The sequence below is a fragment of the Horticoccus luteus genome (genome assembly GCF_019464535.1).
Classification (GTDB): domain Bacteria; phylum Verrucomicrobiota; class Verrucomicrobiia; order Opitutales; family Opitutaceae; genus Horticoccus; species Horticoccus luteus.
Genome location: NZ_CP080507.1, coordinates 3,946,756 through 3,958,603, shown reverse-complemented (window position 1 = coordinate 3,958,603; position 11,848 = coordinate 3,946,756). Strand labels below are relative to the sequence as shown.

General features: G+C 65.5%; 6 protein-coding genes and 1 CRISPR repeat array (1 of these 7 cut by a window edge). All 6 genes read left to right on the top strand.

Annotated elements, in window-relative coordinates; all coding sequences use genetic code 11:
* Positions 1–3: 3 nt before the first annotated feature.
* The 6 genes from cas7g (at position 4) to cas2 (ending at position 6,055) form a co-directional block, all read left to right on the top strand.
* Entirely contained in the window at positions 4–1,008 is a 1,005-nt protein-coding gene (gene cas7g, locus K0B96_RS16045; protein WP_220161898.1) for a type I-G CRISPR-associated RAMP protein Csb1/Cas7g, read from the top strand.
* Between the two features lie 16 nt (positions 1,009–1,024).
* A complete protein-coding gene (csb2, locus tag K0B96_RS16040; RefSeq protein ID WP_220161897.1) occupies positions 1,025–2,551 on the top strand; it encodes a type I-G CRISPR-associated protein Csb2 in 1,527 nt (508 codons plus the stop codon).
* 191 nt (positions 2,552–2,742) lie between these two features.
* On the top strand, positions 2,743–2,991 hold the full coding sequence (locus K0B96_RS16035; RefSeq protein WP_220161896.1) for a type II toxin-antitoxin system Phd/YefM family antitoxin: 249 nt from the start codon (positions 2,743–2,745) through the stop codon (positions 2,989–2,991).
* Positions 2,988–3,428 carry a type II toxin-antitoxin system VapC family toxin gene (locus tag K0B96_RS16030; protein ID WP_220161895.1) on the top strand — a complete coding sequence of 147 codons (441 nt, stop codon included), beginning with the start codon at positions 2,988–2,990 and terminating at the stop codon, positions 3,426–3,428. The genes K0B96_RS16035 and K0B96_RS16030 overlap by 4 nt, the downstream gene beginning before the upstream one ends.
* Before the next feature lie 94 nt (positions 3,429–3,522).
* Positions 3,523–5,637: a CRISPR-associated endonuclease Cas1 gene (cas1, locus tag K0B96_RS16025; RefSeq protein WP_220161894.1), complete on the top strand. Its 2,115-nt coding sequence runs from the start codon at positions 3,523–3,525 to the stop codon at positions 5,635–5,637.
* 124 nt (positions 5,638–5,761) lie between these two features.
* Entirely contained in the window at positions 5,762–6,055 is a 294-nt protein-coding gene (cas2, locus tag K0B96_RS16020; RefSeq protein WP_220161893.1) for a CRISPR-associated endonuclease Cas2, read from the top strand.
* 217 nt (positions 6,056–6,272) lie between these two features.
* Positions 6,273–11,848: direct repeats of the CRISPR family, unit length 36 nt; unit sequence GACTCCGCGCTCGCAAGAGCGCGGCCCCGTTGAAGC (it continues 912 nt past the right edge of the window).

Here is an 11,848-nt window from a genome sequence, read left to right as displayed (position 1 = left end):
CCCATGAGCATCCCATTCGACGCCCTCACGAACGCCCACCGCGTCCTCTTCAACATCCCGCTCCGTCCCGTTCAGGGCGAGCGCTTCCAGCCCACCGGCTTCCCTTCACTCGGTGCCGCCACCTACCAGACGCGAAACGGTCGCTCGTTGCTCGTCGAGTCCGCGCAGTCGATGGCCAACCGTCTGGAGACCGTGATCTGGGATGCCGCCACGCAGGCTCCGGTCGCCGCTGCCGCCGGGCTCTCCTACATCCGCGTCGAGCGCAAAGGCGGATTCCTCACCTCATCCATCCTCGAATCCCACCGCATCAACTCGCCCTACCTGCTCGAAAGCAAAAAAGACAAAGCGTTCTTTAACGAACTTAAAGCTGCGCTCGGCGGTTTGGAGGAAGGTCCCATCAACCGCCGCCTCCTCGCACAAACCCTGTTTAAGTATGACGCCTCCGCCCTCATCCACGGAGTGTTTCTCGCGAAAAAGGAGCTCGCCGGTGGACGCCTCCGCATCGCCCGCGCGCTCTCCGCCTTCATCGAAGCCGACGGCATCGAAGTCGCTGCATCCGGCGGCGTGAAGAACGACCACGTCAACCCGCAGGGCGACACTTCTAAAGGCTTCGGGAATGTGCCTTTTTCCCGCGACGAATACACGGCCCAGAACATCACGCTCTACGTCAACTTGGATCTCGATCAGATACGAGGCTACGGCCTCGACGAAAACGCCACGCGCCTCCTCATCGTCCTCGCGCTTTACAAGGTGCGTGCCCTGCTCTCCGGCGCTCTGCGTCTTCGCACCGCATGCGACCTGGAGGCTAGCATCGAGGAAATCAGCGCCGTGCGCCCCGCCGGCTTTACGCTCCCATCGCTCGACGCTCTTGAGACCGAGTTAAAAGCCGCCATCGCCGCCAGCCAAGCCGCGCTCAAGCAGACCACCGTCGCCTACGAGGACGAGTTGACCAAGGGCAAAGGCGAGGGCGACGACACCGAGCCCCAGGCGGACGATTCCAACGAGTAATAACCGAAGCTACCCCATGCCCACGCTTTCCGTCCGCTTCATCGGCGGGCACTATCACGCGACTCCCTGGAACAAGGCCCAGAACGAAGGCGCGGTCGAATGGCCACCTTCGCCATGGCGGCTCCTGCGCGCGCTCATCGCCACCGGCTACGCCAAACTCCCCGAGTGGCAGGAAGGCGTTCCGCCACCGGTCGCGCGCTCTCTCATCGAGCGGCTCGCCTCGGTGTTGCCCGCCTACAAGTTGCCCCCGGCCACCGGCGCGCACACCCGCCACTACATGCCCACCGACGCGAAGCCGACGCTCGTGCTCGACGCTCGCGCCGTGGTTCATCCCGACCACGCGCCGTTGCTCGTGCATTGGCCGGTCGATCTGCCACCGGACGAACATGCGCTCTTCGCCGCGCTCGCCTTGCGCCTCGGCTATCTTGGCCGGGCCGAATCGTGGACCGAATGCGAATTCGTCACGTCGCCCGCCACCCCGCCTTCCGCCGTCAGCGGCTGGACCGTGCCACACGATGCCGATGAGCCGACCCCGCCCTACTGCGGTCAACTCGCGCTTATCGCACCGGTTTCCACGCCCGCCTACTCCGCGTGGCTGAATACGCTGCCCAAACCGAAAAGCACGAAGGCCAAAAACTCCGCACCCGCGCCGACACTGTTCGACGCGCTCCACGTTGAGACCTCGTGGTTGCAGAAAAACGGTTGGTCTGCCCCGCCAGGCTCGCGCCTCGTCATCTACGACCGCCCCGTCGGCAACGCGATTACCGTCGCGCCGCCGCCCAAGCGCGTCCCCCGGCCACGAGAAACGGTGGCGTTCGCCCTTCTCGCGCTTTCGTCGTCCGCTCGCAGCCGTTCGCCCATGCCGCTGCGCGAACGCACGCTGCCACAGGCGGAACTTCTGCACCGCGCCATCGCCTCCAAAGTCGGCAAAGTCGCGGATTCCCCCGAGGCGGTCGCCGAGCTGATCGGCCTGGATTCCGCGCGTAAACCCATCACCGGCCACCTGCACGCCCACATCCTTCCGCTCACGCTCTTGGCTGCGGACAACCACCTCGACCACATCCTCGTCTGGGCTCCCGGTGGTCTGTCCGGCACCTCGCAGGATGTTCTGCGCTCATTGCGAAAAACTTATATGAAAGGGGGCGTTGGCGAAGTGGAGGTCCGCTTCGCCGGCAGCGGCTCGTTCGACGATTTAAGGAAAATCCCCGCGCTCCGCCACGTCTTGGGTGAAGCGAAAGTTTGGCAATCGCTCACGCCGTTCGTGCCTCCGCGGCATCAAAAGAAAAACGGGCGCAACACCCTCGACGGGCAGATCAGGGCCGAACTTAGCAGCCGCGGGCTCCCCGAGCCGGGTAACATAGAGGTCCTACCGAGCGAAAGTGTCTGCTTTCGTCACTTCGCGCGAATCCGTCGCGACGGCGTGCGCCCTCCGGCGGATCTAAGCTATGGTGTTAGACTCACGTTTCTTAGGCCAATTGCTGGTCCCTTGGCTTTAGGCTACGCCGCCCACTTTGGCCTCGGGCTCTTCTCGCCGGTCGACTGAACCTTGCTTGCTCGAGCCCAATTTCGCTTGCCCAACTTCGAATCCGCCCCCGGGCGCCAGACCGTGCATGCCAGATCCATTCCTCTTCCCCCGTTTTCGCTTTCCACCCTCATTGTCACTCACGTCCCCGGTTGCCTGCCGTCCGCCACCTTGACCGCGCCCGGCCATGTGACACATTGGACACAACCGCTATGAAAACCGTCTCCATCCGCGAACTCCACACCCGCACCGGCCATTACGTGCGCCGCGCCGCGACCGAGCCCATCACGGTGACCGACCGGGGCCAGGCCATCGCCCGCCTCGTTCCCGCCACCGAACCCACGGGCGTCACTTTCGCCCAACGCCGCCTCCGCCCCGGCTTCAAGCGCTTCCTCGCCGCAGGGCCCATCGGCGGCAAGGATAGCACGCAAATCATTTCCGAGGATCGCGACGAGCGATGATCTACTTCGATAGCGCCTTCATCGCGCGGTGTTACCTGCCGGAGCCGGGCCACGCCGAAGTAACGGCGTTCGCCACCCGCAGCCCCCGGATCGCCAGCGCGGAGATCGCACGCATCGAGGTCGCCTCCGTCTTTCACCGCAAATTGCGCGAAGGTGCCATCACCGCGGCGATCCATCGCGAGTTATGCGCGCAGTTCGCCGACGACATCGCCGCCGGCACGTGGAGCTTTCTGCCGATCACCGAAGCGCTGCTGACCCGCGCCCAAACCGCCTACCAAACCCTTCCCGCCACCCTCTTCGTCCGCTCTGCCGACTGCCTCCACCTTTGCGCCGCTGCCGAAGCCGGCTTCAAGGCGATCTACTCCAACGACCGTCACCTGCTCGCGGCCGCGCCCCACTTTAAGCTCAAGGGCATCGATCTCACCGCCGGCAACTGAGCCCCGCCCGCGCCATGCCCGAATTACAGGCCGACCTGCCGCTGAAAACCGCGTTCAGCCGTCTCAGGCGTCGGACCGTTCACCGGCTGTCGCCATGAGCCAGCACTCCGATCCCGCCGCCGATCTGCTGCCGGCGCGCATGCTCAACGAGTTTGTCTACTGTCCGCGATTGTTCTACTACGAGCACGTCGAAGGCGTTTTTCTTCATAGCGCCGATACGCGGCGGGGCGCCGAGGAACACAAACGCGTTGACGCCGGCAAGGGCGGTTTGCCCAAAGCGAAAAAGACGGCCGCGGCGGCAGAGCCCACGAGCATCTCCTCAGCCGCGGACCGTGCCGGCGAAACCGACGCGCCGGGCGCGCCCGACGCCGTCACCAGCGGCAACGCGGAAGGCGCTCCGTCGGAGTCTGCGGCTGCTGATTCTGCCGCCCCAACGCCGCCACTCGACGCGGAGATCATCCACGCGCGCTCGGTGATGCTGGGTTCGGAAAGGTTGGGCGTCGTGGCCAAGCTCGATCTGGTGGAAGTGACGCTCGGCGCAACGGCGACGTGCGCAACTGACGCGAGTGCGCCCAGTGAGGCCGGACCGCGCTCGCCGCGTTCGGCGGCTTCGGTTTGTCCGGTCGAATACAAAGCGGGTGCGCCGCGGGAAGGCGACGATGGGCGCGATTTGTGGGACACCGACCGGATGCAACTCGGGTTGCAAATCCTCCTGCTGCGCGAAAACGGCTACGCCTGCGAGGAGGGCGTGGTGTTCTATCGGCAGACGCGCCAACGCGTGCGTTTCGTGCTCACGTTGGAGGACGAGGCGTGGATCCGGCGCAGCATCGCCGCGGCGCGCGCGTGTGCGACCGGCGCGATTCCGGCGCCGCTCGATCACTCGCCCAAATGCGTGCGCTGCTCATTGGCTCCGGTTTGCCTGCCGGATGAAACGCATTTTCTCCAGCACGCGGACGACGAATTGCCGCCGCCGGAAGCGCAACTCGGTTTGCCCGGCCTGACGCACGATTTGCTTCCGGGCGACGATGCGCAGGCGGCGCTCCTAGCGGATGGATTCGCCACCGACGACCCGGCTTGGCTGGCGTTGCCTGAACCGCGCTTGCCGCGATCCGCAGGCGATGGCGAGGTGCGCCGGCTGATGGCGCCGGATACCGACACGAAGGTGCTCTACGTGAATACGCCCGGTGTGATGATCACGAAGAAAGGCGAGACCGTCGTGGTGAAAGAGAAGGGGGATACGCTGTCGGAAGTGCGGATGAAAGATCTGCATCACCTCGCCATTTTCGGCCCGGCGCAGATTTCGACGGCGCTGATTCAAACGCTCTGTGAGCACGAGGTGCCGGTCTCGTATTTTTCCCTCGGCGGCTGGTTTTACGGGCTGACGCGCGGACATGGGTTGACGAACGTGTTCACGCGCATCCGCCAGTTTGCGCGCGCGGCCGAGCCGGAGCAGGCGCTGCCCCTCGCGCGTTTGTTTGTATATGGGAAAATCCGCAATCAGCGGACGCTCCTCATGCGCAATCACGTCGAAGCGCCGGCGCCGGCATTGCGCGCGTTGAAACATGCGGCCTCGGCGGCGCTGGTTGCGCCCGCGCAAGCCACGCTGCTGGGCATCGAGGGGGCGGCGGCGCTCGTTTATTTTCGCCACTTCAGCGGCATGATTAAAGCCGCGGAGGATCCCGATGAGATTCCCGGGCTGGAAGAGCCGACAGCGATCGCGCCGGCGCAGAAGGAGTTCAACTTCGATTTCAAGACGCGCAACCGGCGTCCGCCGCGCGATCCGGTCAACGCGTTGCTCTCGCTCGCCTACAGTCTGCTGGCGCGCGACTGCACCGTGGCGGCACTGGCCGTCGGGTTCGATCCTTACATCGGCCTCTATCATCAACCGCGGTTTGGGCGCCCGTCGCTGGCGCTCGATGTGATGGAGGAGTTTCGACCGTTGGTGGCGGATTCGGCGGTGCTGACGGCGATCAACAACCGGATGCTCACGCCGGCGGATTTCGTGCAGGCGGGCGAGGCGGTGAATCTCACGATGGCGGGAAGAAAGCGCTTCTTCCTCGCGTATGAAAAACGCATGAGCGACACGATCACGCACCCGCTGTTCGATTACAAAGTGAGTTACCGCCGCGCGATCGAACTGCAATTCCGGTTGCTGGCGCGCACGCTCACAGGAGAGATCGACCGTTACCTGCCGTTTCTCACGCGATGAAAATAGGGAAGACAGGCACCGGAGGCGAAGGGAGCGGGCGGCGGAGGGTGGTGCGCTGGTCGGCGGCGACCCGTCCGGGAACGGATGCTCAAGGCGAGGAACGGGGACGACAGCGATCATCGTTATGAGCCGGACCAACTACATTGTGACATACGATATCTGCGACCCCAAGCGGTTGAGGAAGGTGTTCAAGGCGTGTCGGGATTACGGGTTGCATTTGCAGCTTTCGGTCTTCGAGTGCGATCTCACGGCGGCGGAGAAAATCGATTTTGAGAGCCGGTTGCGCGGCCTCATTAACCGGGAGAAAGATCAGGTGTTGTTCATCGCTTTGGGACCGTCGGAAACACGGGGCGAGCGCGTGATCACGGCACTGGGGCAGAGTTACGTGCGGGTGGACCCGCCGTGTTATGTCGTGTGACGGATGGATTTTGCGGGGCAGCGTTGCCAAGGGGCGTTCTTTGACATCATCCTGCGAGCGGTGGGGCGCTGCGCGAAACGCAGTGACCGCTCGCCCGTTCTTTTGCAGAGAGTTAGCGTGCAACGCACCCCGTCAGCAGAAAAGAGACAGGCGTTTGGGAGAGGCGCTCGCAAAGCGTCAACTCCGTCTCTCGTCAGGAAGAGGTTACGAAAGAGAGGACTCCGCGCTCGCAAGAGCGCGGCCCCGTTGAAGCATATCTATGCCGCATTCGTCGGCCCACGCCTGAAGAAGACTCCGCGCTCGCAAGAGCGCGGCCCCGTTGAAGCTCAGGAATCCCGGCGGAAATTCTCCGTTAGGATTGGACTCCGCGCTCGCAAGAGCGCGGCCCCGTTGAAGCGACTTTCAGCGGAAGTCCTCTCGCCCACGGGGGCAGACTCCGCGCTCGCAAGAGCGCGGCCCCGTTGAAGCGTCTTCCACGGCGTCGAACTCCTCGTTCGTATCCAGACTCCGCGCTCGCAAGAGCGCGGCCCCGTTGAAGCGCGCCCGATCGCGCCACGCAGCTCACCGCCGCGCAGACGACTCCGCGCTCGCAAGAGCGCGGCCCCGTTGAAGCATGTCGATCGGCGCCGTCACCGCCCTCGGCAGCGGGACTCCGCGCTCGCAAGAGCGCGGCCCCGTTGAAGCCGCGCGGCCAGGCTTCGTGACGAACGCCTCCTCGGGGTGACTCCGCGCTCGCAAGAGCGCGGCCCCGTTGAAGCTGGTCGCAGTAGGAGATGATGCCCGGCTCGATGAAGACTCCGCGCTCGCAAGAGCGCGGCCCCGTTGAAGCCGGGGGGGTTAGCCACTCTTCCTTACCGTTGTCGCGGTGACTCCGCGCTCGCAAGAGCGCGGCCCCGTTGAAGCGGCCATGGTGGTGACGAGTTGAGGTTAGTTCTTGCCGGACTCCGCGCTCGCAAGAGCGCGGCCCCGTTGAAGCTCGTTAACTTCACCAAACGACTTCGACCCGGTGACGACTCCGCGCTCGCAAGAGCGCGGCCCCGTTGAAGCATGCTGGGTGAACCGGAGAACGTCGGGGCGTGGCAACGACTCCGCGCTCGCAAGAGCGCGGCCCCGTTGAAGCCAAGCGGGTGATGGTTTGGAAACACTCGCTCACGAAATGACTCCGCGCTCGCAAGAGCGCGGCCCCGTTGAAGCTGGCGGGCGCAGTCTGTCGCCATTCAAGTCGGTATGACTCCGCGCTCGCAAGAGCGCGGCCCCGTTGAAGCTGGGATGCCGCCAACGGCGCCCTCGGCCTCGCCGCCCGACTCCGCGCTCGCAAGAGCGCGGCCCCGTTGAAGCTCCGTCCCGTCACCACCCACCACAGAGGGCGCGCCGACGACTCCGCGCTCGCAAGAGCGCGGCCCCGTTGAAGCGCGCGAACAGTTCGAGCAGAGAGTTGGGGCGTGGTGACTCCGCGCTCGCAAGAGCGCGGCCCCGTTGAAGCTTCTCCCATGCTCGAACAACTGATCAAAGACCTCATGACTCCGCGCTCGCAAGAGCGCGGCCCCGTTGAAGCGATGTGATCAAGGGCGGGCATGGCGCTCACTCCTCCGACTCCGCGCTCGCAAGAGCGCGGCCCCGTTGAAGCCACGCGGCGACCCAGACGAGGCGGTGCCAGTTGGCCTCGACTCCGCGCTCGCAAGAGCGCGGCCCCGTTGAAGCCTCTGTTATGCGGCGATCATCGGCGTGCTGGGAGGACGACTCCGCGCTCGCAAGAGCGCGGCCCCGTTGAAGCATCTCGTGGCACAAACACTGGAAGGGCGTCTATCTAGACTCCGCGCTCGCAAGAGCGCGGCCCCGTTGAAGCTCAGATTCCTCCATCTTGTTTATCTCAACGCCAACGACTCCGCGCTCGCAAGAGCGCGGCCCCGTTGAAGCTGAAGTGTGGCAGTTTGCGTCTTACCTTCATTTCTGACTCCGCGCTCGCAAGAGCGCGGCCCCGTTGAAGCGTGGGAGGGCTTCTCCCGCTCTACTTCACGAATACGACTCCGCGCTCGCAAGAGCGCGGCCCCGTTGAAGCGAGACGGATGCGGTTTTCGCGGCGAGCGGTCTCACGGGACTCCGCGCTCGCAAGAGCGCGGCCCCGTTGAAGCTTGTCTCTGGCTGGCTGCTCGCTGCTGCCCGAGATGGACTCCGCGCTCGCAAGAGCGCGGCCCCGTTGAAGCTTGCTTCTGCCGGGGTGCTGGTGTTCACGGCGTACGCGGACTCCGCGCTCGCAAGAGCGCGGCCCCGTTGAAGCGAGTCGGCGGTCGGCGGTTGGATGGGGATGCGTTCGACTCCGCGCTCGCAAGAGCGCGGCCCCGTTGAAGCAAGCTTGCCATATCGGGGATTTACCGACAAGGGGGTGACTCCGCGCTCGCAAGAGCGCGGCCCCGTTGAAGCAGCCACGTGTTGCGGCTCGCGTGCCAGCGCGCATCCAGGACTCCGCGCTCGCAAGAGCGCGGCCCCGTTGAAGCCGCATGGGGCATAGATGCAAAGGCGAATACTTTTACGACTCCGCGCTCGCAAGAGCGCGGCCCCGTTGAAGCGTGCATCCGATCCACGGATTGAAGGTATGCGTCGTCCGACTCCGCGCTCGCAAGAGCGCGGCCCCGTTGAAGCGATGTAGTCGAGGCGGCAGCAGGCGAGCAGGCCGACCGACTCCGCGCTCGCAAGAGCGCGGCCCCGTTGAAGCACGCCCAGTCGGCGCAGTTCGTCGAGCATCTTGCATTTGACTCCGCGCTCGCAAGAGCGCGGCCCCGTTGAAGCGTCGCGTTGAGGATACTCTGGGTATCAATCTTGATGCTGACTCCGCGCTCGCAAGAGCGCGGCCCCGTTGAAGCAGCACCGCGTGGCTCTTGTCGTTCGGGCTCACCCCGGACTCCGCGCTCGCAAGAGCGCGGCCCCGTTGAAGCTTCACTGCCGGCTCGCCTTCCTCTTCTTCCTTGGGCTGGACTCCGCGCTCGCAAGAGCGCGGCCCCGTTGAAGCATGGCGGCAGTCCTGCTTTCTGGTTGTGGCCGGCAGGGACTCCGCGCTCGCAAGAGCGCGGCCCCGTTGAAGCTCCGTTGAGCGTCGCCACCCAGTGCGGCTCGCCATCGACTCCGCGCTCGCAAGAGCGCGGCCCCGTTGAAGCTTGCCTCATCGCCTCGTCCCCCCCGTGAGCCGATAGGACTCCGCGCTCGCAAGAGCGCGGCCCCGTTGAAGCGTGGCGATGGCAATCGTATTGGCGGCGTCATCCGGATGACTCCGCGCTCGCAAGAGCGCGGCCCCGTTGAAGCTACAGAATTTGGTTCTCGTTATAGAGCGTTTTTTCAGACTCCGCGCTCGCAAGAGCGCGGCCCCGTTGAAGCCCTCCATCGGGAGGCCCGACTGCTGCAGCATCCGCGCGACTCCGCGCTCGCAAGAGCGCGGCCCCGTTGAAGCTATGATGTGGCGGGGGATGTTGTCGGGGCTGGTAGCGACTCCGCGCTCGCAAGAGCGCGGCCCCGTTGAAGCGTTTTTGCCGCACTTGCATCCTTGGCAGACTAGCGGACTCCGCGCTCGCAAGAGCGCGGCCCCGTTGAAGCACGGACTTCCAATTCGGCATGTTCCAGAGCTGGTTCGACTCCGCGCTCGCAAGAGCGCGGCCCCGTTGAAGCAGCGGCGTGGCTCATCGGGAACGTTAGGCAGCGACGACTCCGCGCTCGCAAGAGCGCGGCCCCGTTGAAGCAGGCCTATAGGGCCGCGCAGAAAAAGCCCGAACAACGACTCCGCGCTCGCAAGAGCGCGGCCCCGTTGAAGCGAGGGGCTTGGGCTGCTTCTCCTTCGGGGTGAACTGCCGACTCCGCGCTCGCAAGAGCGCGGCCCCGTTGAAGCACCAATGCCTCGTCATTAGTGCCGTCGAGAATGGCCGACTCCGCGCTCGCAAGAGCGCGGCCCCGTTGAAGCTCGGCGGTGTTTTTCATGGGGAAATTCGGGGCGGCGCTGACTCCGCGCTCGCAAGAGCGCGGCCCCGTTGAAGCGCGCCGCAACTCCGCAAGGCCCGCGAAAAAGCGAGCCGACTCCGCGCTCGCAAGAGCGCGGCCCCGTTGAAGCTGCATCTGGCTCATCCGCGACGTTGGGTGAATCCCGGACTCCGCGCTCGCAAGAGCGCGGCCCCGTTGAAGCGCTGCTTTACGGCTACGTTTTCGGAGAAAAAATTCGCGACTCCGCGCTCGCAAGAGCGCGGCCCCGTTGAAGCTTTTCGGTCTCGGGCGGGATTGCCCTTCGATGTGCAGACTCCGCGCTCGCAAGAGCGCGGCCCCGTTGAAGCCAGCGAGAGCCCGAGGTGTTCGCACACGTCGGTGAGACTCCGCGCTCGCAAGAGCGCGGCCCCGTTGAAGCCAAGGGTCATTGCCGGGCATCCCTGCGGATGTTGATGACTCCGCGCTCGCAAGAGCGCGGCCCCGTTGAAGCCACACGCCGGCGACGCGCACATACAGTTGCGCCGCGACTCCGCGCTCGCAAGAGCGCGGCCCCGTTGAAGCACGGAGCAACACCTGCGGACGGTGGCATCGGATGGGGTGACTCCGCGCTCGCAAGAGCGCGGCCCCGTTGAAGCACCGGCATGCGCATTGGCGACGTCCTCAATTTGCGCGTGACTCCGCGCTCGCAAGAGCGCGGCCCCGTTGAAGCAAATAGAAGCTCGGTGGTGTCCTAATTTGAATAAATTGACTCCGCGCTCGCAAGAGCGCGGCCCCGTTGAAGCGGTTACAGAGACGCCGAACACCTCGGCGCATGTGGCGACTCCGCGCTCGCAAGAGCGCGGCCCCGTTGAAGCGCGAGGCCCGCCGCATCGTCATCGGGCCGAGTTCTCGACTCCGCGCTCGCAAGAGCGCGGCCCCGTTGAAGCTTTATTTTTCCGCCTTCCTGCCATTGGTGCTTCCAGGACTCCGCGCTCGCGAGAGCGCGGCCCCGTTGAAGCTCGATGTGGTGTGTCGGTTAAGAGTTCCAACGCCCCGCGGACTCCGCGCTCGCGAGAGCGCGGCCCCGTTGAAGCGCGAGGTTGCTGACGCTCTGGGCGGTGATGCCGATTGACTCCGCGCTCGCGAGAGCGCGGCCCCGTTGAAGCCGCGGTGCCGAAGAGGCCGTTCAGGAAGGAGCCGAGACTCCGCGCTCGCGAGAGCGCGGCCCCGTTGAAGCGTGACCAAGACGCTCACCGCCAAGACCGCGCAGGATGGACTCCGCGCTCGCGAGAGCGCGGCCCCGTTGAAGCATTCCTGCCAGAATTTTGGAGCGCCGGGCGATTTCCGACTCCGCGCTCGCGAGAGCGCGGCCCCGTTGAAGCGCCGGCACCTCCCCGCGCTACAACGCCTGGAAAGCCTGACTCCGCGCTCGCGAGAGCGCGGCCCCGTTGAAGCCTTGCCCGAAAGCCACAGATCACACCAATTCCACAGGCGACTCCGCGCTCGCGAGAGCGCGGCCCCGTTGAAGCCGCGAGCTGTGGGATGCGGTGGAGCCGATCACCTCGAGCGACTCCGCGCTCGCGAGAGCGCGGCCCCGTTGAAGCGCGCGCGATGAGATGATGATCGACATCGCCGGCTGGCGGACTCCGCGCTCGCGAGAGCGCGGCCCCGTTGAAGCGACGAGTCGCAACAAGCCAATTCCTCCACGCAGGATGACTCCGCGCTCGCGAGAGCGCGGCCCCGTTGAAGCATGGCACGCCCGACCCGGTCTATTCGGTGCGGCTGGACTCCGCGCTCGCGAGAGCGCGGCCCCGTTGAAGCCCGAGCCCGCAGGCCGTCGAGCAGGCGTTC

Bases quoted from the DNA above. Each gene is read 5' to 3' on its own strand.
- K0B96_RS16030 (WP_220161895.1), top strand. From the start codon at position 2,988: ATGATCTACTTCGATAGCGCCTTCATCGCGCGGTGTTACCTGCCGGAG.
- cas7g (WP_220161898.1), top strand. From the start codon at position 4: ATGAGCATCCCATTCGACGCCCTCACGAACGCCCACCGCGTCCTCTTC.
- K0B96_RS16035 (WP_220161896.1), top strand. From the start codon at position 2,743: ATGAAAACCGTCTCCATCCGCGAACTCCACACCCGCACCGGCCATTAC.
- cas2 (WP_220161893.1), top strand. From the start codon at position 5,762: ATGAGCCGGACCAACTACATTGTGACATACGATATCTGCGACCCCAAG.
- cas1 (WP_220161894.1), top strand. From the start codon at position 3,523: ATGAGCCAGCACTCCGATCCCGCCGCCGATCTGCTGCCGGCGCGCATG.
- csb2 (WP_220161897.1), top strand. From the start codon at position 1,025: ATGCCCACGCTTTCCGTCCGCTTCATCGGCGGGCACTATCACGCGACT.